This is a genomic window from Halomonas sp. 5021 (assembly GCF_036663435.1).
Classification (GTDB): Bacteria; Pseudomonadota; Gammaproteobacteria; order Pseudomonadales; family Halomonadaceae; genus Vreelandella; species Vreelandella janggokensis.
Window position 1 is genome coordinate 46,187 of the sequence record NZ_JAXOVU010000015.1, and the last position, 21,403, is coordinate 67,589.

At 57.4% G+C, this 21,403-nt stretch carries 20 protein-coding genes; 12 read left to right on the forward strand and 8 right to left on the reverse strand.

From position 1 onward, the window contains the following. Window positions 1-164: 164 nt before the first annotated feature. From pgi to R3F64_RS17300, 3 genes are all read left to right on the forward strand, one after another. Window positions 165-1,832, forward strand: coding sequence for a glucose-6-phosphate isomerase (gene pgi / locus R3F64_RS17290; RefSeq protein WP_332612777.1), 1,668 nt, complete (start codon window positions 165-167; stop codon window positions 1,830-1,832). Window positions 1,833-2,076: 244 nt separating this feature from the next. After that, window positions 2,077-3,162, forward strand: coding sequence for a PA0069 family radical SAM protein (locus R3F64_RS17295; protein ID WP_085919897.1), 1,086 nt, complete (start codon window positions 2,077-2,079; stop codon window positions 3,160-3,162). Between the two features lie 40 nt (window positions 3,163-3,202). Further along, a complete protein-coding gene (locus tag R3F64_RS17300; protein WP_332612779.1) occupies window positions 3,203-3,508 on the forward strand; it encodes a winged helix-turn-helix domain-containing protein in 306 nt (101 codons plus the stop codon). A 6-nt stretch (window positions 3,509-3,514) separates the two neighbouring features. Here the strand turns inward: R3F64_RS17300 and R3F64_RS17305 are convergent, their stop codons facing one another. The 7 genes from R3F64_RS17305 to R3F64_RS17335 all read right to left on the reverse strand — a co-directional run bounded on the left by R3F64_RS17305 (window position 3,515) and on the right by R3F64_RS17335 (window position 9,283). Further along, window positions 3,515-4,315, reverse strand: a complete 801-nt coding sequence (locus tag R3F64_RS17305) for a DUF2797 domain-containing protein (protein ID WP_264827122.1) — start codon at window positions 4,313-4,315, stop codon at window positions 3,515-3,517. 25 nt (window positions 4,316-4,340) lie between these two features. Beyond that, window positions 4,341-4,625 (reverse strand): YeaC family protein, encoded by a 285-nt coding sequence (locus R3F64_RS17310; RefSeq protein WP_085919899.1) that lies wholly within the window; start codon window positions 4,623-4,625, stop codon window positions 4,341-4,343. A 14-nt stretch (window positions 4,626-4,639) separates the two neighbouring features. After that, the gene (locus R3F64_RS17315; protein ID WP_085919900.1) at window positions 4,640-5,485 is read right to left on the reverse strand and encodes a rhomboid family intramembrane serine protease; all 846 of its coding nucleotides are present in this window, start codon (window positions 5,483-5,485) and stop codon (window positions 4,640-4,642) included. Window positions 5,486-5,733: 248 nt separating this feature from the next. After that, the gene (locus tag R3F64_RS17320) at window positions 5,734-6,750 is read right to left on the reverse strand and encodes a metallophosphoesterase (protein WP_085919901.1); all 1,017 of its coding nucleotides are present in this window, start codon (window positions 6,748-6,750) and stop codon (window positions 5,734-5,736) included. 2 nt (window positions 6,751-6,752) lie between these two features. Then, complete coding sequence (locus tag R3F64_RS17325) at window positions 6,753-7,661, reverse strand: NAD(+) kinase (RefSeq protein ID WP_085919902.1); 909 nt, start codon at window positions 7,659-7,661, stop codon at window positions 6,753-6,755. A gap of 113 nt (window positions 7,662-7,774) precedes the next feature. Further along, window positions 7,775-8,644, reverse strand: coding sequence for a carboxylate/amino acid/amine transporter (locus R3F64_RS17330; RefSeq protein WP_085919903.1), 870 nt, complete (start codon window positions 8,642-8,644; stop codon window positions 7,775-7,777). Between the two features lie 117 nt (window positions 8,645-8,761). Then, the gene (locus tag R3F64_RS17335) at window positions 8,762-9,283 is read right to left on the reverse strand and encodes a YqaE/Pmp3 family membrane protein (RefSeq protein WP_085919904.1); all 522 of its coding nucleotides are present in this window, start codon (window positions 9,281-9,283) and stop codon (window positions 8,762-8,764) included. 223 nt (window positions 9,284-9,506) lie between these two features. Between R3F64_RS17335 and R3F64_RS17340 the strand changes: the two genes are divergently transcribed. The 6 genes from R3F64_RS17340 (at window position 9,507) to R3F64_RS17365 (ending at window position 18,107) form a co-directional block, all read left to right on the forward strand. Further along, window positions 9,507-9,914: a CBS domain-containing protein gene (locus tag R3F64_RS17340; RefSeq protein ID WP_085919905.1), complete on the forward strand. Its 408-nt coding sequence runs from the start codon at window positions 9,507-9,509 to the stop codon at window positions 9,912-9,914. Between the two features lie 271 nt (window positions 9,915-10,185). After that, window positions 10,186-10,545 carry a hypothetical protein gene (locus R3F64_RS17345; protein ID WP_085919906.1) on the forward strand — a complete coding sequence of 120 codons (360 nt, stop codon included), beginning with the start codon at window positions 10,186-10,188 and terminating at the stop codon, window positions 10,543-10,545. A gap of 23 nt (window positions 10,546-10,568) precedes the next feature. Further along, window positions 10,569-11,393 (forward strand): AraC family transcriptional regulator, encoded by an 825-nt coding sequence (locus tag R3F64_RS17350; protein WP_085919907.1) that lies wholly within the window; start codon window positions 10,569-10,571, stop codon window positions 11,391-11,393. 431 nt (window positions 11,394-11,824) lie between these two features. Then, entirely contained in the window at window positions 11,825-13,315 is a 1,491-nt protein-coding gene (gene putP, locus R3F64_RS17355; protein WP_085919908.1) for a sodium/proline symporter PutP, read from the forward strand. A gap of 149 nt (window positions 13,316-13,464) precedes the next feature. Further along, the gene (gene putA / locus R3F64_RS17360) at window positions 13,465-17,130 is read left to right on the forward strand and encodes a bifunctional proline dehydrogenase/L-glutamate gamma-semialdehyde dehydrogenase PutA (RefSeq protein WP_332612784.1); all 3,666 of its coding nucleotides are present in this window, start codon (window positions 13,465-13,467) and stop codon (window positions 17,128-17,130) included. Window positions 17,131-17,480: 350 nt separating this feature from the next. Then, window positions 17,481-18,107, forward strand: coding sequence for an OmpW/AlkL family protein (locus R3F64_RS17365; RefSeq protein WP_264827042.1), 627 nt, complete (start codon window positions 17,481-17,483; stop codon window positions 18,105-18,107). Window positions 18,108-18,180: 73 nt separating this feature from the next. On the opposite strand, the gene R3F64_RS17370 is transcribed toward R3F64_RS17365, so the two are convergent. Further along, the gene (locus tag R3F64_RS17370; protein ID WP_085919939.1) at window positions 18,181-18,513 is read right to left on the reverse strand and encodes a YqcC family protein; all 333 of its coding nucleotides are present in this window, start codon (window positions 18,511-18,513) and stop codon (window positions 18,181-18,183) included. A 284-nt stretch (window positions 18,514-18,797) separates the two neighbouring features. Here R3F64_RS17370 and R3F64_RS17375 point away from each other — a divergent pair, with 284 nt between their 5' ends. The 3 genes from R3F64_RS17375 to rimK all read left to right on the forward strand — a co-directional run bounded on the left by R3F64_RS17375 (window position 18,798) and on the right by rimK (window position 21,343). Further along, the gene (locus R3F64_RS17375) at window positions 18,798-19,832 is read left to right on the forward strand and encodes a DUF3549 family protein (RefSeq protein ID WP_332612788.1); all 1,035 of its coding nucleotides are present in this window, start codon (window positions 18,798-18,800) and stop codon (window positions 19,830-19,832) included. An 88-nt stretch (window positions 19,833-19,920) separates the two neighbouring features. Continuing rightward, entirely contained in the window at window positions 19,921-20,361 is a 441-nt protein-coding gene (locus R3F64_RS17380) for an ATP-dependent zinc protease family protein (RefSeq protein ID WP_085919912.1), read from the forward strand. 73 nt (window positions 20,362-20,434) lie between these two features. After that, window positions 20,435-21,343 (forward strand): 30S ribosomal protein S6--L-glutamate ligase, encoded by a 909-nt coding sequence (rimK, locus tag R3F64_RS17385; protein WP_085919913.1) that lies wholly within the window; start codon window positions 20,435-20,437, stop codon window positions 21,341-21,343. Window positions 21,344-21,403 lie beyond the last annotated feature (60 nt).

Genomic DNA, 21,403 nt, shown 5'->3' on the forward strand with positions numbered 1-21,403 from the left:
TGCCAGGCGGGCCAAGGCCCGCCTTTTTATTGGGCTCGCTATTGGTTTTATTACCGTACAACATGCTTTTGTTCACGATGGTTTGCCACAGCACGCGTTTTATGTAGTATTTTTACACACATAACATCAAGGCAACTCGCCGACCTACAACAACGGACACCGCTATGTTTCAGCTGACCCGCAGTGTGACGTGGCAGGCGCTCGAACGCCTGCGCGACAAAACCGCTAACGATCGCATTCGTGACTATTTCACCAATGACCCGCAGCGCTTTGAAAAAATGAGCCTGCGGGTGGGCGGTCTTTTCCTTGACTACTCGAAGCACCACGTATCCGACGAGGTCAAGGCCAAACTGATCGAACTGGCCGACCACTCCGCCCTCGTCCAGCGCCGAGCCCAGATGTTTTCGGGCGATATCATCAACGTCACCGAAGACCGTCCGGTTCTCCACACCGCGCTTCGCCACCTCGGCGATGATCCGGTATTTGTCGACGGCAAGGACGTGATGCCCGAAATCACCCGTACCCGCGAGCAGATCAAGCAGTTTTCCGAGGCGGTGCGCAGCGGCGAGTGGAAAGGCTATAGCGGCAAGCGCATCAAGGACGTGGTCAACATTGGCATTGGCGGGTCGGACCTGGGCCCCAACATGGCCGTCCGTGCGCTATTGAAGTACCGCCACCCAGAGTTGCACTTCCACTTTGTTTCCAACGTAGACGGCACCCATATTCAGAAGGTGCTGTCGCGTCTCGACCCAGCCACCACGCTGTTCATCGTCTCGACCAAGACCTTCTCTACCCAGGAAACCCTGCTCAACGCCAAGACCGCGCGGCGCTGGTTCCTGGAGAATGCTGGCGAAGACGCCGATGTGGGCGCGCACTTTATCGCTGCCTCCACCAACCGCAAGGCAGCGATGGAATTCGGCATTCGTGAAGAGAATGTGTTCGAGTTCTGGGCCTGGGTCGGCGGGCGTTACTCCATGTGGTCATCAATTGGCCTGCCGATTGCGCTCTCGATTGGCTTTGAGGGCTTCATCGAGCTGCTGGAAGGCGCTCACGAGATGGATAACCACTTCATTGAAGCGCCCTTCTCCGAGAACATGCCCGTGCTGATGGCGCTGATCGGTATCTGGTACATCAATTTCATTGGTGCGGAAACCCAAGCCATCGTGCCTTACGACCAGGCCCTGCACCAGCTGCCGTCGTTTCTCCAGCAGTTGGATATGGAGTCCAACGGCAAGTCAGTGGACATCTTCGGCCATCCGGTGAATTACAAGACCGGCCCGATTGTCTGGGGCCAGACCGGCTCCAACGGTCAGCACGCTTTCTTCCAGTTGCTGCACCAGGGCACGCGCTACGTGCCCATCGACTTTATCGCCTCACTCAAGCCCGAGCCGGGTGTCGAAGACCACCACTTCGCGCTGCTGACCAACATGCTCGCCCAGGCCAACGCCTTTATGGAAGGCAGCCAGGGAGACAGCAAGGAGCTCAGCCAGCACGATCCCTACAGCTGCCCCGGCAACCGCCCATCAAGCACCCTGCTGCTGGACGAGCTGACTCCGAAAAACCTGGGTGCCCTGATCGCGCTCTACGAGCATAAGGTGTTCGTGCAAGGCGTTATCTGGAACATCAACTCTTTCGACCAGTGGGGCGTGCAGCTGGGCAAGCGCATCGCCGGTGAAATCAGCGAACGCATCGACACCAACGCCGCCGACTTCGATGCCTCGACCCAGGGACTGCTGGAGCTATTGCGCGGCCATTTTCCCGGCAATGGGGGAAGTGAAGACAGCGCCGAAAAAGCCAACGACGCTAAAAAAACCACACGGAAAAAACGCTAAGCGCTAGCGAGTCACGTACTGGATAACGCGAAACGCCTTGGCTTTAGAGAGCCAAGGCGTTTTGCATTTACCGTCCATACAACCATTTTTCGATATCCCGACTTACCCCACCGCCTGACCTAGCCTGTTTCCCTGGTTGGCTGGGAATAGGGTGAAGCAACCAAACATGGCTCTTTACTCATTCTTGCACACTGGACAAAACATCATATACTGTATATATAGCCATATATAAACGGGGTGGCAAATGACGGCTTTTCATTACGCTGATGGCAGCTCCTCGGTGCGCAAAGGACGTGGAGCGACGTACGACCCGCATAACCGCTTTGCACCCACCCAAAGCGTTGCGGAAGACGATGGCTGGTGGCGGGAGGAAACATCCACAAGTATCGTAACCGAGGTGCGCGAGGAAGTGAGCAAAAGCGCGCTGTCGTGGAACACCTCGCCGGATTTGCCGTTTGATCGCTCGCTGAATCCATACCGTGGCTGCGAGCATGGCTGCGTTTACTGCTATGCCCGCCCTTCCCATGCGTATTGGGATTTATCGCCAGGGCTGGATTTTGAAACCAGGCTGATTGCCCGCAGCGGTTTAGTGGAGCGGTTAACCGACGAGCTGTGCCACCCTAATTACGTATGCCGTCCGATTAACCTTTCCGGCAATACCGACTGCTACCAGCCACTGGAGGCGAAACACCAAACCACCCGTCGCTTGCTTGAGTTGTTATTGGAATGTCGCCATCCGGTCACCATTGTGACTAAAAGCAGCCTGATACTGAGAGACTTGGAGTTGCTTTCGGAAATGGCCGAACACCGTTTGGTGCGGGTTTTTGTCAGCCTTACCAGTCTGGATGCCAACCTGAAACGCACCCTGGAGCCGCGCACGGCGTCGCCTCAAGCCCGTCTGAAAATCATCCGCGAGCTGAATACGGCGGGGATTCCTGTGGGCACGCTGGTTTCGCCGATTATCCCTGGGCTGACCGACCATGAAATTGAGCGGATTCTTGAAGCCGCCAGCCGAGCGGGGGCGCGCACCGCTACCTGGATGCTATTGCGCCTGCCCCATGAAGTGGCGCCGTTGTTCGAGGCGTGGCTGGAAGCCCACTACCCCGAGCGGGCTGCCAAAGTGATGAGCTTGATTCGACAGTGCCGTGGTGGGAAGGATTATGACGCCCGCTTTGGCAAGCGTTTCCGCGGTGAAGGGGTGTTTGCCGAAATGATCAGCCAGCGGTTTAATCGTGCCAGCCGCCAGTGGAAGTTGCAGTCCCGCACCGAGCAGGGATTGAATACCCGCGATTTTCGCCCGCCGCGCGCGCAAGGGGATTTATTCTATTAGACTGGGCAGCGTTACTGTCGAACCCCATAAAGGATGCGCCATGCCCGCGCCATTAAGCAAAACCAAATCGAGCTTTTACCGTCGCCTGTACGTGGCGTACCTGATTGACCAAGGCGCTGCCAGCGTCCCGGCCTTGATTGAGGCGACCGGCATGCCAAGGCGCACCGCGCAAGATACCATTACTTCGCTTGCTGAGTTGGATATCGACTGTGTGTTCGAAAAGGATAAGGGAGAGCGGCATAACATCGGCCGCTATCAGATACGTGATTGGGGGGCGATTGACCCACGCTGGGTGGCAAGTCACGCCCAATACCTGCAAGAGGCACTGGGCTACGGTGACGCCTAAGCAGTATTAAGCGACGCTAACCTCATAACCGGTAAACTTACGCAGATTGATCACGCCGGTATCCAGCATCAAGTACTGGCCTTTAATCCCCTGCAAGATACCGCTGACCTCCGGCTGTTTGTCAAAGTTGTGCGACATAATCTTGCGTGGGAAGGTCTCCACCGGATAGTGAAAGGCATGGTATTGGCCATCCAGTTCGCGAATGGCATCCGCCCCATACTCGCTTCTAAGTTGCCCAAGGCCGCTGGCGGTTGCGGCCATCAGGCGATCGCGTTCGGCTTTCAGATCAAGCTCCGCCACATCGCCTTTGAGCATGGCCCGCCAGTTGGTGCGATCACCGACATGTTCCTTGAACAGCATCTCCACAAAGCCTGATTGCTGGCGGGTATCGACTTCCAGAATCGGCAAGGCCTGTATCGCCCCCTGGTCCAGCCAACGGGTGGGCATTTGCGTTTTACGGGTAATTCCCACTTTCAAACCCGACGAGTTGGCCAGGTAAACGATATGCGGCTGAAAGCAATGCTGCTCTCCCCATTCAGGGTCGCGACAGGTGCCTTGAAAATAATGGCACGTTTCCGGCTTCATGATGCAGGTATCACATTGGGCCAGACGCTTGAAGCAGGGGTAGCAGTAACCCTGGGCAAAGCTTTTCTTGGTTGCACGACCGCAGTGGGTGCAGGCGATAGCACCACTCCAACGCAGCTGTAAAGGCAACCCCAACCGCTCGTTCAAGTCAATGCGGTGTTCACCCGCGCGCAGCTGGTAGCTGACAGGTTGAGCCTGGGTCGGGCCCGGTTCCACCGCCATTTTACGCAAGCACCCCTGTACCCCATCAGTCACGCGACGCATCCTTGGCAAGACCGGCCATTTCCGGTGAAACGCCCTGCCCGGTGGCGCCAGCACCACAGGTGCGCTGTTCCAGATACCCGACACGGTTCGCTTCGGGCACGTTGTTTTCCGCTTCATAGCGCATCACGGCTTCCAGACACAACTCGGTCTGCTCAGCCGTGAGGTAGCGTCCATCCGGCCACTTGCGCAGCGATACGGCCTGCTTGAGGCTCTCGTAAATCGCCGGGGTCATCTGGTTGATCATTTTGTCGAAGGTCATGTCGCTCATGCCAAACTCCTCAGTTAAGACCGTAAACGCCGCGCGCTATAATACCAGCCCGTTATCAGGCCGACGATCAATCCGCCAAGATGGGCCTCATTGGCAACATTGCCAAAGCCTACCAGCCCGGCCATGTCGGTCATGGTAAACACCATCCAGCCCAGCATGAACACGACGAGCATCTGCGGCACAAAAAAACCGCTTCCCGGAACCCGTCTAGACATCAGCCATACGTGCCCCAGCAAGGCATAAACGACGCCCGACATACCGCCGAATAACACTGTACCCGTCGCGTACTGGGCCAGATTCGCCAACACCCCTGCGACGACCAGCAGCAGGAGCAGCGTCCTTCCGCCCTGTAACGCTTCAACCTGCCGACCGAAATACCATACCCACATCAGGTTGAAGATCAGGTGCATCCAGCCAAAATGCAGAAACGCTGGCGACAGTAGGCGCCATACCTGGCCGCTGGCCAGCGTCTCCGTCAGCGACCCGTAGGTTAGCTCACCACCCACGATGCCAATCGGCACAATGGTGAGGGCCACAATCAACAGATCACCAAACACACCTATCAGCGCGAAGATCACCAGACTCGCCACCACCATGGCCACGGTAACCGGCAACCGTTTAAGCGTTGAGAATAGCGCCGGGGAATCCACCTTTGAGACCTGCTCCGCTAACTCAAGAGGTTCACCCTGCTGCCAGCGGGCCACCAGCGCGAGAAGCGCTTCACGCTGACCCGGGTCGGCGACCCAGAGCACCTGGGCATCGCCTTCAGCGGTAATCCGGTGCCCAATACGATAACGCCAGAGCGCTTTGCGAAGCGCCTGGGTGTCGACGTCAGGGGGTAAACGCATTACGGGGTGCATAGGCTTCCTTTATGATAACGACATAGGCTTTTCATACAAACGCTAAGCTTGGCAACCCATTGGATAGATCACGCCTGGACGTGGCAATACAGTGGTTATTATTTTCACCAAAAAAAACCGGCGGAGGGGGCCGCCGGGTAAATAGCAAGGGATCATTCAAGGGAACACCTAATCTGACGAGCGGCGGCAGCGTTAGTTCATATGTTTTGCAAAATTTATGTAAATTAATGTAACAACAACAATTCAGCTCAATCATCGTCGTCCTGCAAGGTGTTTAAAACACGTTGCTCTTCTCTGGCGACACGAATCCAGACAAACTGGTCAGCATTCAAGTTTTGTTCGCCATTCCAACGATAGGCAACCAGACGGCCATACTTCACCGCACTGTAATCCAGACAGGCAATGTTCGCGGTGGGTAACGCAGGTATGCCTTCACACCAGTAATGGCCAATAAACAAAGGCGGTTCGTCGGGACCGTAATAACTCAGCGTCTTACGCTCATTTTGGGTAAGCGGCCGCTGTTCTAGATCGCCGGGTAAATTATCGGGCTGGAAGGCAACATCGCCCCAGTACTGTGGCGATGCCGCCCAGAAATGGGTTCGGAAGCTGCGCCGTGTAAACCCATCTCCCGAGTGAATAGCGACATTATCAGGAAGCGATAGATGGCTGCCCCGCGTCAGGCGATCCAGGATGCGGAATGCCTGGGTCGTCGGATCGGTCGAGGCGACAAGAAAATCGTCGTCCATGCAACCATCGGGGTAATCCTGTTTGAACTGCTCTATCAGCTGATGATCCCAGCAGGCGTGTACCACCCGAAAGCCATCCTGTTCGAGAAACAGCGGCAGCGTTTTAAACCACGCCAGCGTATCTTCCCATTCATTGGTGTGGTCGCGGTATTGTTCCAGCGTGTCTTGAATAATCCGGTTGTGACGCGGTGTGTGCTCGCGTAACCAGCGCTGCTGGCTACCCGGCGGTGCCGGGTGAGTATACGCCAGGGCGTTATATTCATGGTTGCCCATGACAATCTGGGCCTCGCCGGACTCGACCATACGCCGGGCTATCGTCACGGCAAGACGGATACGTGGCCCCCGGTCGATAAGATCACCAAGAAATATCACCCGACGCCGCGGGTGGCGATAGACGCCATTGCGCTGGCGATAGCCAAGCTTTTCGAGCAGCGCTGCAAGTGTTGCTCCGCAGCCGTGCACGTCCCCAATCAGATCATAGCCTTCAAACACCGGCTTGGCGGCGACTTGATGAACCATCTTCAGTCTCCCAACCGGTTGCTCCAGCCAAGTTTGCTGCGCAGCACCTCGTAAAAATTATGCCCAATGGGATGCACCAGTTGGACTCGCTCTGGCTTACGCGTAATGACTACAACATCATCCGGTTTGGCAACCGAGCGGGTTTGCCCATCGCAGCTGACGTGGGGATAGGACTGGTTGGTCTCACCGATGTGCAGGCGAATCTCGCTGGCCGCATCAATCACAATGGGGCGGCTTGAAAGCGTATGCGGAAACATCGGCACCAGGGTAATCACATCCAGCTTGGGGTGCATGATCGGCCCACCCCCGGATAACGCATAGGCAGTAGAGCCTGTCGGCGTAGCGATAATCAACCCATCGCTACGCTGGCTGTATACGAACTGGCCATCGATGAAAAGTTCGAACTCGATCATGCGCACCGCTTTGCCAGGATGGACAACGACTTCGTTGAGCGCTTCCCCCGACCCCACCATCACACCGTTGCGATATAACGCCATATCCAGCAGAAAGCGTTCTTCGCGCTCGAACTCGCCGGCCAGCACTTCGCTAACGCGGGTTTCCAGTTCATCCGGGGAGATATCGGTCAAAAACCCCAGCCGCCCGCGGTTAACGCCTAGAATCAGCGTACCGCTATGGCACAGGGTGCGGGCCGCGCCAAGCAAGCTTCCATCGCCGCCGACCACGATCACCAGGTCACACATTTCCCCCAGCGCACGACGACTGGCCTCGGGCTGACCATGGTGCGGGATTACCGTGGCCGTGCGGTCCTCGACCAGCACACGGTAGCGATGCTCAACCAGGTAGTTAACTAAGCGCTGCAGCGAGTCGACGACTTTATCGCTGCCCAGGCGGCCAATTAGCCCGATGGTACTAAATGGCCGCCCTGACTCCTTTGGCGTATTCGATGGCACAGCAGCTTCCTGAACATGATGGGTCGTGAGTCGACACAAGTAAGATCAAGCCATTATGGCCAGAGCAGGCAGTGCGGGCAAATGGACTTACGTGAGTGAAACGTCAACAGGCCCTAGGCAGGGTGTGCCTGCTTGCGCTGCAGCCACCAGTGATTCAGCCACAGCGACGCTGCCATGATCCCCGCGCCGAGCAACAGCCGAGCCACATCGGCTTCACGGTTCCAGATCAACAGGTTGACGGCCAGCCCTGCGGGTACCAGCGCGTTGTTCATGACCGCAAGCGTGCCTGCATCTACCCGCGTGGCACCCTGGTTCCAGGCAAAATAACCGACGCCCGACGCGACCAGTCCAAGCCAGGCCAGCACGCCCCACTGCACGCTGGTTGTTGGCAAGGCGGCGCTATTACCGAACACTAGAAAGACCGGCAGCGCAATCACCATGGCGCCGATAAAAAACCAGCCAAACACATTGTGCCAAGGCAAGTCAGCGGGCAAGTCAGCCGCTAAACGCCGGTAGCCGACCTGGCCAATGGCAAAGCACAGATTGGCTCCCTGGACGACTAAAAAGCCTGCCCAAAAACCACTATCCACCCCATCGTAGCGAATAACCGCCGCGCCAATCACGGCCAGGGCAGCACTTAACAGGTAGATCGGCGTGAAGCGACCAAACAGCAGATCATCCAGCAATGCGATGTAAACAGGCGTAAAGATAGTAAAAAGTAGAACTTCGGGAACCGACAGCAATATAAACGACTGGTAGAAGAAGGTGTACATAATGCCAAGCTGAATGGCGCCCAGCACCATCAGTGCCAAACGCTGTTTGCCTTTTAACAGGCTCGGCCGCAGGAACGGCAAGAACACCAAGGCGGCAAGCCCTACCCGAAGGAGTACCGCAAAATAACTGTCAACCTGGCCTGCCAGGTAAACGCCTATCAGCGAAAAAGAGAACGCCCACAGCGCGGTGACACCGACGAGATACGCCATCGTAAACCCCAGATAATATAAAAGTTGACGTGGATTATACGTCGCGCATCGCTATTGCCAATGGCTGACGGGCAAAAACATCGCCTGTGTAGGTGAATCTGCCTGGGAATTGGCGCCTTATTGTCGGCGAAGCCATACAAGAGCGAAAACAACCCCTGGTAGCCAGACACAGAGCGTCAGTAAGGTCGCGATGGTGACGCGTCGTGCGCCCCCATCCGTCAGCGCTACCGCCAATGGCGGGAATAGCACTGCCAATGCATAATACGCCGCCTTCACCGATGAAGGCATGTCTGTCAGCGGCGGTGGCTGCGTCGCCGATTCATTACCGGATGGTTTTTCAGGAGTGTAAAATTCAACGCTTTTATCAACAGTGGGCGTCGCTTCAGCCTTGGTGGACTCGTTAACCTTCGTCTTGCGGTGTGCGTCCTTGTCGATTTTTTGCGTCAGCGCGTCAGCGTCGTGCGCCAGATCATCATGATAACGCTCCCACTCTTCCCAATCGTGGGGTGTCCCCACCTTGGGACGTTGATGCCCGGCCTCACGCGCACGCTCCCAGGATTTTTCTTCCAGCGTGTTGGGGCGGTCGGCATCGCGATCCAGCGGCACCCCTTTACGATTCAAATATTCACGTGCGTCCATAATGTTTCCTCACGCTAAGTCATTAGGGTCAGTTGTCGTTAGCCCTTTGGGTTATTCGACCAGATAAGAGTAACAATTGCGACGCTCGCGCCCCTTTACAAGCGCCTTTAAAACGTTGAATGCCCCTGCAGGATGATCATCGCATCTGTATGTAAATCTTCTAAAGTGAATAAAGTGACGGTTAACAAAACGTTCGCCATGCTCACGCAAAAGGAGAGCCGCAATGTCAAAACCCACGCCACACAATGTACGCGATATCATGTCTCGCGATTGTTATCGTGTCTCGCCGGAAATGTCGATCACCACGTTGGCCCAGGGACTCGCGCTGCATCGTCTGCCGGGTGCGCCTGTGGTTGATCGGCACGACAACCTGATCGGTTTTATTTCAGAACAGGATGTATTGGGCCGCGTTCTTGACAGCGTGTACCATGACGATGAGGCGCCATTGGTCAAGGAACTGATGCGCAATGAGGTGCTCAGCGTCACCCCGGCGAAAAGCATCACCGATCTGGCTCAGGAAATGCTGGGCGCAAAACCCAAAATATATCCGGTGGTTGAACAACGCCGCCTGGTAGGGATTGTCACACGACGCGATATTCTTGTCGCCCTGCTAACCATTCGCCGTCACTGAGAAGGCTGTCGCAGAACGTTGCAAAAGCACACTGCCGTGAAGCCATTATCGCCAGGCAAAAAAAACCGCTGCTCATGGAGCAGCGGAAGCAAGGGATCAAAACAATATCGAGGCAACACCTTTAGCGACTGCTATCACTACGTTGCCTGTACATACTCAGACACGCTGTTCTGAAAAAGTTCGGCAATCTGCAAAATTTTCGTTTCGAAAAATGTGAACGGTATAATGGCCTTTATCGTCATTTCACGCTCAATCCCCAAGGGAGTACTGCATGGCACTTTATCTTTTGGTATTTGGGGTGTGTTTTCTGGTGATTGGCAGTGTCCTGGCCGTTTTGCTGACCTCGCGCACGCCACGCTACCGCACTGAACCGAAAGATCTGCTGGCGCTTTTTGACAAAGCGTTGGCCAGCCAGGTGAGCGAAACGGAATGGAACGCCCTGATCGGCTACCCCATCCGGCATAACGAATACTTAGAGGGCGTGCGGAGACGGGCATCCCACTTGATGGATCAACATGGCAGGCGCTGGCAACTGGCTCAGGGAAAGCCCCTGCTTAATGAAGAGGGTCAGGCAGAGCTGAAAGCCCTGCGCGATCATTTGGCGGCTCACACAGAACTCCATGCACATTAACTCAGGTGGCGGCGGAGACTCCTATGCCCAGCACCATTCGTCGAATTCCTCTGGAAAGCGCTACGCGTCACCACGCTCATGATTTTCACCAGATCGTTATTACTCTGTGCGGTGCATCGGAGTTTGAAATCGAGGGGCTGGGCGGGCGTGTCAATGCGTTTTCGGGTTGCATCGTGCCCGCAAATCATGAGCATTACTACTCGGGCAGCGGCTATAACCGACAGTTGATACTGGACCTGCCAGAAGATGCACCGGCGCTTACCGGTGAGCAGCGCGAGCTTGTCGCCTTGTTCGATGCGCCACGTTTTTTTGCCCTGGATGCCTCACTGCGCCACTACCTGGCCTTCATGGAATGCGAGCTTGGCCAGACCGACTCCCCTGGCCTGCCGCCCTTTCAACATGACCGACTGGCTGCCACCTTTCTAGGTGCTCTCAAGGGGCGACTGGGCAATGCCCCTGAACCACCCTCGCGCCTCGATATTCGCCACCTTGACCGTTTTATTCAGCAGCATATGGCCGACAATCTGCGTGTTGCCGACCTGGCGAAACTGGTATGCCTGAGCGAGGCACATTTTTCAGAACGTTTTCGTCAACAGACAGGCCTCTCTCCGTGGCAATACGTAAAGCGCCAGCGACTGCATGCTGCGCATCAGCTTGTGGTACAGAGCCACTTGTCGTTGACCGATATTGCGCTGCAAACCGGCTTTGCCAACCAGAGTGCACTATCGCATGCGTTTCGCCGCAGCTATGGCCTTTCTCCCCGCCAGCTTCGTCAATCCCGCAGACTCTCCAGCCCGTTGACTAGCCGTCCATTTAATCCGCTGGCAGAGCCTGCCAAACTCAACTAACGTCTTATAAGTGATCGACTTACCTCGAATTTGACACATTTTCCCGCGGAAATGGCATACACCGATAGCCACACCGCTCTACATTCGAGCGTTAGCTCAGGCTTTACGTCCTGTTACCAATATTACCGCTTCACTGGGCGGAAATGCGCCGCTTTCGGCGCCGGGCGATGGGTGAGCAGCTCATCATCGACAAACCAAAACTCATGAACAGGGAACTCTCTTATGGTCGAAAATAATACTGGGGTCGTTGCTGACAACCGTGCCATCAACCCTTCTGACACTCTTTCTAGTTCTAGCGGGCGCTCGTTGGGCCTCGTGGTGTGAGTAGAAAACAGGGTTAATAAAAATAATGCGGATCACTACCGGGCACTTCCCGGTAACCGCACAAACTGGGCGGAATTAACGCCGTCCTGACGAACTGGAGAAGTTACATGGCTATTGGTGTTTGGATTAGTCTCATTGCCTACTTTGCGCTCATGATTGCCATTGGCATTTATGCCATGCGCAAGGCTACCTCTTCCTCGGAAGACTACATGCTGGGTGGCCGTAACCTCAGCCCCAAAGTGGCCGCCTTGTCAGCTGGCGCGTCGGACATGAGCGGTTGGTTGCTGCTGGGTTTGCCCGGGGCGATGTTCGCTTCTGGCCTGGGATCGGCCTGGATCGGTATTGGCTTGCTGGTGGGGGCATTGTTCAACTGGATCCTGGTCGCTCCGCGCCTGCGTGAACAGACGGTTCACTATGGCAATGCGATCACCATTCCGGCTTTCCTGGCAAACCGCTTCCCGACACGGTCGCTTTCCCTGCGCACGGTGTCTGCCATCGTGATCGTCATCTTCTTTGCGGTCTACACCGCATCGGGCCTGGTGGCCGGCGGCAAGCTGTTCGAAAGCGCCTTTGCGGGGGTCGTGAACATTGGCGGCATGAGCGACTATGGTGCGGGCGTGCTGATCACCCTCGGCGTCGTGCTGGTTTACACCGTGGTCGGTGGTTTTCTGGCGGTGAGCATGACCGATTTCGTCCAAGGCTGCATCATGATGCTGGCCCTGGTGATCATGCCGGCGGTGGTGCTCTTTGGCGAAGGCGGCGGCGGCTTCGGTCAGGCATCACAGACCCTCAATGAAGTCGATCCCACGCTGCTGTCGTGGACGGAAGGCTTGACCTTTATCGGCTGGCTGTCTGCGGTGACCTGGGGGCTTGGGTACTTCGGCCAGCCACACATCATCGTGCGCTTCATGGCAATCCGCACGCTCAAGGATGTGCCGATTGCCCGCAACATCGGCATGAGCTGGATGGCCATCTCGCTGATCGGCGCGGTGTCGCTGGGTATTTTTGGTCGCGCCTATGCGGTTCGCAACGGCATGAATGTCGAAGACCCGGAAACCATCTTCATTATCCTGGCGGAGTTGCTGTTCCACCCGCTGATCACCGGCTTCCTGTATGCAGCGCTGCTGGCGGCGGTCATGAGCACCATTTCCAGCCAGCTACTGGTAGCGTCTTCTTCGCTGACCGAGGACTTCTATCGCCTCTTCCTGCGTAAAGAGGCCACGGACAAGGAGTGCGTGAACGTGGGCCGTGTGAGCGTCGTCCTGGTGGGCTTGATAGCCGCCGTGATTGCGTCGGACCCAGACTCGCAGGTACTCGGGTTGGTCAGTAACGCCTGGGCAGGCTTCGGCGCCGCCTTCGGCCCGCTGATCATCCTGTCGCTGATGTGGTCGCGCACCAACGGCAATGGCGCCATTGCTGGCATGGTCGTGGGTGCCCTCACCGTAATGATCTGGATTGCCCTGGGCTGGAACGCTTCCTTCATGGGTGGCCCGGGCATTTACGAGATCATTCCCGGCTTCATCGCGGCCTTCCTTGCCATCCTGGTGGTAAGCAGCGCCACGGCCGATGCCGGCGAGTATCAGCACATTACCCGCTAGCAAGAGCGCGCAGGATACATTCAACGTATCAGGAGGGCTCCCCCCAGGAGCCCTCTGTTGGTTTGATCTTTTGTGTTTGCTGCCAAAAGACCGACTAAACCCTAACCGACGCAATAACGTTACGTGTCGGCTAGCAAGGAGAGACCCCTATGAACGAAGCCAATCCTCATCTGCATAGCGACGTGAGTGACCTGCGCTCGCGCATTCGCAAGAATTACGACGCCAATGAGGCAGATGTACTGCACGCGCTTATCGAGCGTATCAAGCTGTCGGAGGATGACCGCAAGCAAGTCGCCGCCGTTGGCGCCAAGTACGTAGAGCGTGTGCGCAAGGAAAGGTCGCCCTCGATGATGGAGGCGTTCCTGGCCGAGTACGGGCTCTCGACTACCGAAGGCGTCGGCTTGATGTGTCTGGCAGAAGCGCTGCTGCGCGTACCCGATGCGGAAACCATCGACGACCTGATCCACGACAAGATCGAGCCGTCCGACTGGGGCGCCCACCTGGGCAAGTCAGCATCCTCGATGGTCAACGCCTCGACCTGGGCACTGTTGCTGACCGGTAAGGTACTGGAAGAAGATCCCAAGGGGCCCACACGGGCACTGCGCGGTCTGGTTCGGCGCATGGGCGAGCCGGTCGTGCGTAAAGCAGTTGGCCAGTCGATGAAGATCCTTGGCCGCCAGTTCGTGCTTGGTCAGACCATCGAAGAAGGCATGAAGAATGCCCGTGAGCTCGAAAAGCAAGGCTATACCTACTCCTACGACATGCTGGGCGAAGCAGCGCGCACCGACGAAGATGCCGTCCGCTACCACCAGGCTTATGCCAAGGCGATCTCTGCTATCGCCGAGCAGGCCAAGGGTGATGTCCGCGGTAGCCCCGGCATTTCGGTGAAGCTGTCGGCGCTGCACCCGCGTTATGAATACACCCACCGTGACACGGTGATGGCAGAGCTATTGCCCCGCGCTAAAGAGTTGGTGCAACAAGCGGCCAAAGCCAATATCGGTTTCAATATCGACGCTGAAGAGCAAGACCGGCTGGATCTGTCCCTGGACGTGATCGAAGCCTTGATGGCCGACCCCAGCCTGGACGGCTGGGATGGTTTCGGGGTCGTCGTGCAGGCATACGGTCGCCGCGCAGCGCCGATGATCGAGACGCTCTACGAACTCGCCGAGCGCTTCGATCGCAAAATCATGGTACGCCTGGTAAAAGGTGCTTACTGGGACACCGAGATCAAGCTCTCCCAGGAAATGGGCGTCAAAACCTTCCCGGTCTTCACCCGCAAGGTCAATACCGACGTCAGCTACATGGCCTGCGCCCAGATGTTACTCGACCGGCGCGACCGCATCTATCCGCAGTTTGCGACCCACAATGCCCACACCTGTGCTGCCGTCGTGGAGATGGCGGGCGATGACAAGGACAGCTACGAGTTTCAGCGCCTGCACGGCATGGGCGAGTCGCTGCACCACATCGTCAAGGAGTCGGAAGGCACCCACTGCCGCATCTACGCGCCGGTCGGCGCCCACCGCGATCTGCTGGCCTATCTGGTTCGCCGCCTGCTGGAGAACGGCGCCAACTCCTCGTTCGTTAACCAGGTAGTGGATAGTTCGATTCCCCCGAGCGAGGTCTCGAAGGATCCCATTGAAGGGTTTAAGCAGCTCGGCAATGACGTATCAAGCCCCCTGATCCGCCAGCCCGGCGAGCTGTTCGAGCCTGATCGCAAGAACTCCAAGGGCTACCGTATCAACGAGCCGGCTTCGATCCTGCCGCTGCTCGATGCGCGTGAAACCTTTGCCGACGCCACCTGGACTGCAGGCCCGATGCTGGCAGGCAACCCGGCTCCCAAGGGCCCGGCACGTGATGCGGTCTCCCCCGCCGACGGCTCTCGGGTAATCGGTAAGGTGCATGAAGCCACCCCGGAAGAGGTCGCCACGGCCCTCGACGCCGCCGAGCAAGGCTTCAAAGAGTGGTCGGCACGCCCTGCGGCCGAGCGCGCCGCGGTACTGCGCCGCACCGCCGACCTCTACGAAGAACACATCGCTGAACTGACCGTGATCACCACCCGCGAAGCGGGCAAGATGATGTTCGATGGTATCGCCGAAGTGCGTGAGGCAGTGGATTTCCTACGCTACTACGCCAACGAAGGCGAGCGGCTGGAAGCGGAAGAGCCCGGCAGCGCCCGCGGTATCTTCGTCTGCATCAGCCCGTGGAACTTCCCCCTGGCCATCACCACCGGGCAGATCGCGGCCGCCCTGGTGGCCGGTAACGCAGTGCTCGCCAAGCCAGCCGAGCAGACGCCCCTGATCGCGGCCCGTGCCGTCGAGTTGATGCGCGAAGCCGGTTTGCCTGAAGCGGCGCTGCAGCTACTCCCGGGCGATGGCCCGACGGTAGGTGGACCGCTGACCAGCGATCCGCGAATTGCCGGTGTCTGCTTTACCGGCTCGACCCCGGTGGCGCAGATCATCCACAAGGCGCTGGCCGAGAACGCCGGGCCTGATGCCGTGCTGATCGCCGAAACCGGCGGGCTCAACTCCATGATCGTCGATTCCACGGCGCTCACCGAGCAGGCGGTACGCGACATCCTGATTTCCTCCTTCCAGTCGGCCGGTCAGCGCTGCTCCGCGCTGCGCATGCTGTATGTCCAGGAAGAGGCCCGGGACCGGTTGCTTAACATGCTCTACGGTGCCATGGACGCGCTGACCATCGGCGACCCCTGGAATACCGATACTGACGTGTCGCCGGTGATTGACGCCGATGCCCAACAGGAAATCAGCGATTATGTAGCGACGAACGAGAAGAACGGCAAGGTGCTGAAGAAACTTTCAGCGCCGGAGACCGGCACCTTCGTTACCCCGGCGGTGATCGATGTTGGCGGCATCGAGGATCTCGAGCGTGAAATCTTTGGCCCGGTGTTGCACGTGGCCACCTTCAAGGCGCGGGATATCGACAAGGTGGTCGATGACATCAACGGCAAGGGCTACGGGCTGACCTTCGGCCTGCATACTCGTATCGATGACCGCGTGCAGCAGATCGTCGAGCGCATCCATGTCGGCAACGTCTACGTCAACCGTAACCAGATCGGTGCTATCGTCGGTTCCCAGCCGTTCGGCGGCGAGGGCCTATCAGGCACCGGCCCCAAGGCCGGTGGCCCGCTCTACGTGACACGCTTCCGCCGCACCGCGGAGGCCGAGCACAGGAATGCACCAGAAGGAAAAGCGGTCTCACTGGGTGATCTCCAATCCGCGCTTGATGGACTGGATGCGCGCAACTGGGCGGTGCGACCCAACCGGATCGAAGTGCTACGCAAGGCGCTATCCGGCAAAGGCGGCGTGATACGCAAGGCGCTCAACGAGACGGCTGCGTTGGACATGACGCCGCAGACGCTACCGGGGCCAACGGGTGAAAGTAACCGCTTGGCGATGTACCCGAAGGGAGCGGTTCTGTGCCTCGGGCCAACCCTGGATATTGCCATCGCCCAAGCCGCACAGGCCCTCGGTACTGGCTGTGCGGCCGTCTTGGTCGCGCCAGGCGCCGAACAGGCGGTGAAACCGCTGATCGATGCCGGGGTGCCCGTCGCCGGGCTTGATGGAAGCGTCTCGGCCGAGACGTTGAGTGACATCAAAGGTATCGCGGCGGTCGCCGCCGCTGGCGACAGCGACTGGACCCGTGAACTGCGCACAGCCCTGGCCAAGCGCGATGGCGCCAACATACCGCTCGAGACCCAAACCATCTCGCCGGATCGCTACGTGGTCGAACGCCATCTGTGCATTGACACCACCGCAGCCGGTGGCAACGCCAGCCTGCTGGCCACCGCCGAATAGACCGGTATTGAGTGGTTAGTGCCATGGAGGGGGGCAGCGGTTTTATGCGGCGCCCTCCTCCTTCCAGGCTGTCTCAGCAATCAATCGTTAGCCACTCCTCGTGAGTGGCTTTTTTATTGGCAATAGCGTTTTTCTGGATTATCCAATTGACCGGTGGCCCGCCCCTGAATCAGGCCACTCCACATACCTCTCCTCTTTGATAATACCTGCCTAACAACCCTTGCCCTGGATCAATAATCCGCTCACTGGATCTCGTTACACTGGTCACATCGTTAAACGGCTAGCGAATAGCCGTCCAGCGTTGCAACGAGTCGTTTGAAACTGTCTGTTTTAACATCAGGAGTACCCCCATGCGTAAAGCCGCCCTGCCTACCCTACTTGTATCCACCGTTGCCGCTGCGGCGCTGATAACCAGCAGCCAGGCTTTCGCTTACGGCGCGGGTGATGTCTTTACCCGCGTTGGTGTTGCCAAAGTCGCGCCTAAAAGCGACAACGGCTCACTGGCCAACGGTGCGTTGGCCGTGGATGTACAGGATGAAACCGAGTTTGCGTTCACCCTGGGCTACCGCTTTCTCGATAACGTTGGCGTGGAGCTCCTGGCGGCGCTGCCGTTCGAGCACGATATCCACCTGAACGGTGGTAATATCGCCTCCACCAAGCACCTACCGCCAACCCTGACGCTCCAGTATTACCCGCTGGGCGGCACGCAGTCCCGGGTACAGCCTTATGTGGGTGCAGGTGTTAACTACACCCACTTCTCCGATGAAGAGCTGACGACTGGTGATTTAGATCTGGATGACTCCTGGGGCGCGGCAGGCCAGGTAGGCGTGGACCTGTTGATTGATGACCACTGGGCGCTGAACGCCGCGGCTTGGTACATCGACATTGATACCGATGCCAGCATTAACGGTGCAGCGGCCGGTACCGTTGAGATCGACCCTGTCGTGGTCATGGGTGGCCTCAGCTATCGTTTCTAGGCTGACAGCCAATAACTCTCAGGCGTTATCCACAAAGCCTGCCTTGCGGCGGGCTTTGTTGTTACATCGGCCTTCAGTTTTCAGTGACGACCTTATCCACTCTCTCCACAGCCCGCACAACGAGCAGTTGATGATGGGCGGGTGTCTGCTCCTGCTGCAAATAGGCCGCCACGGCGGGTGCCACCTCACATTTGGCCGGCATCGGCCCACCAGCTTCAACCAGCGACTCCAGGCGCGCGATAAATACAAAGCGCAGCCACTGGAGCAGCGACATTGTATCGACACAGAACGGCTGCTGGCTGGAAAAAGCCGCTGTCTCAGGGATTGGCATACGCCATAGGTCAGCGGCCTTTAGCGTCGCTTCAAGATCAAGAAGCGCGGTATGAAGCTCGCGATGTGCGCCCATAAACCACCTATGTTGAATCAGATATTTAAAGGGCATTATCCCAACTCTATGGCTGAGTTGCCACTCATCCACCGAGATCTTCGTTATTCACAGATTCACAGAAAACCTGCAAGAGACTGTGGATAAGCTATGGAAAGGTATCGCATCCGCGTTCCCCATGCGGGTTGGCGATGACTGTTTAATTTTTAACCAGACAGTAAAAAAGGCGTGATATTATCAATGCCTACGGCTGACAGGCTGCTATCCGCAAGGTAGAGTGCAGGCTTGCAATGGGAAAGGACGTTATGCAACCAATTCGCACCCTAGACGAGTTTTTTCAGCGCAGCGGCGCCAGTGTATCGCTTTATCATATGGGACGGTGCGTTACCCCGTGCCCTATGGATGCACTACGCCAGCTTGAAAATGCCCAGAGCCCATGGCCTGCACCCTGGCAAGGTCAGGCGCGCGTGGCCATCGTGTTTCGTCTGGGTGATATGCCCGAACCGGCGATCTGGTTTCTGGCCCTGCCGCTGGACGAGGAAGGCTATCTGGTGCCCGCCCAGCGCGATGCGTTTCTGAATCGGCTACTTGAAACCCTGGGCCGCAACGTCTCACAACTAGGCCAGACGCGTGGCTCAGAAGCTGACAACCTGATGAAGGACAACCCGCTCGCCTTTACCCCGAGCGCCCCTTTTCAGGCGATGCTTAATGCCAGGGCAACCCATGCGTTTGACTTGCCTGCAAGCCAGCATTTTGACCCCGTTGACGCTTACCTCCGTGACCCACAGGCGCTAGATTGGCAACAGTTGGGGTTACAGGGTGTCGCCGACGTGGTAGTCCGCCTCGATGAAGAGACGGCGGAACGGTTAGCCACCCAGCTCGCCCATTTACCCACAGAGGTTGCTCAGGCATTTTGCCTTTGCCTGGAGCATGAGCCTCTGCCCGGCAGCTTGGTCGCCGCATTGCGCCAACGGGGTGAAAAAGCCATCATTGCAGGTGATCTGGAAATGCTGTGTGCCTGTGTGCGCGCCGTCGGAGCCACGGAAACTGACGAAGTAGGCCATTGGTATGCTCAGTTGCTCCGCGACGAGACCACCAGTGGGCCCGACGTACTGGCAGCGATGGCAGGAAGGGGCTGGTCACATTTGGAAGACGGCGAACGTCTACCGCTTTTCCTGTCGCGACTGGCTGATGACGAACGCACCGATTTTATTGCGATGGTAAAAGACTTGGCGCTGATTCCCCGGCTACGCCTGCCGTTACTGATGGCGCTGCGTGACGCACCGGAAGGCTCAAGGATCCACGCCCGCGTGGTTGAACTGACGGCCAATAGCGGATAATCCCAGGGTTGATTACTGATGATGCTGAGGAACGCCCGATGAAAGTAAAGCGCAATGTTGTTAATCATCGGCTTCCTAAGGAGTGGTTTTGAAAGAACTCCCTTACCAGGCCAAAGCGGTTATTGGCCGTCGAGAAATGGTCTATTTGCCGGATCTGGCACTTCATCTGTGCTGCAAAGCAGACACGGGTGCACGTACCTCTGCGCTACACGCCGAGGAGATCGAGACCCATGAAGACGAAGATGGTCAGCTATGGGTCAGTTTTATTACCCATAGTGGCGGGCCTGAAACACCGGCTCACCGGTTGAAAGTGCATTTACATGATCGCCGACGGGTGACCAGCTCGAACGGACACACTGAATGGCGGTATGTGATCCGCACCCCAATGCGCCTGGGCGATCTTAACTTTCCGGTTGAGCTAAGCCTGGCGGACCGTAGCAATATGCGACACCCCATGCTATTGGGACGCCGTGCGATGCGCCGTTTGCTGGTGGCACCGGGCGCTGCGTTTTTACACGGCGAACCCTAAGTTTGTTAACATTCCACGCTAGTTTTCCACTTCCTCTTTCACTACGCCCCTTCGACTAGGCTTGGAGTTTCGCATGCATATCGCTTTGCTTTCCCGTAATCGCAACCTCTACTCCACGCGCCGCCTGGTGGAAGCGGCTGAAGGTCGTGGACACACGGCGCGAGTGGTCGACACCCTGCGCTGCTACATGAGCATTGCCTCTCACCATCCGTCGATTCACTACAAGGGGCAGGAAATCGAGCCTTTTGATGCGGTCATCCCGCGGATTGGCTCATCCGTCACCTTTTATGGCTGCGCGGTGCTCCGTCAGTTTGAAATGATGGGCACCTACGTTATCAACGATAATGTCTCGATTACGCGCTCCAGGGATAAGCTGCGCTCACTCCAGTTACTGTCACGCAAAGGGTTGGGGCTCCCCATTACCGGCTTTGCCCACTCACCGGATGATATTCCCGACCTGATCACCATGGTAAAGAGTGCCCCGCTGGTCATTAAGCTACTGGAAGGCACCCAGGGCATTGGTGTGGTATTGGCTGAAACCAATCAGGCGGCGGAATCGGTTATTCAGGCCTTTATGGGCATGAAAGCCAACATCATGGTGCAGGAGTACATCAAGGAAGCACGCGGTGCCGATATCCGCTGTTTCGTGATCGGTGATAAAGTCGTGGCCTCGATGAAGCGTCAGGCGGCCGACGGTGAATTCCGTTCGAACCTTCACCGCGGCGGCACCGCCAGCGTCATCCGGATTACGCCTGAAGAGCGCTCCACCGCCATCCGTGCGGCCAAAGCCATGGGGCTGCGGGTTGCGGGTGTCGATTTGCTGCGTTCCAATCATGGTCCGGTGATCATGGAGGTGAACTCCTCGCCTGGCTTGCATGGCATCGAAAGTGCCACTGGCAAAGATATCGCCAGCATGATTATTGAGCACATCGAAAAAAATGCCATGCCGGCGCGTAAAGCACCCCCCAAGCCGAAAGGCTAACCGGTCTGTGCAAAAATAATTCGTCAAGGGGGTGGCAAATCTAGCGCGCCCCCGCCACAA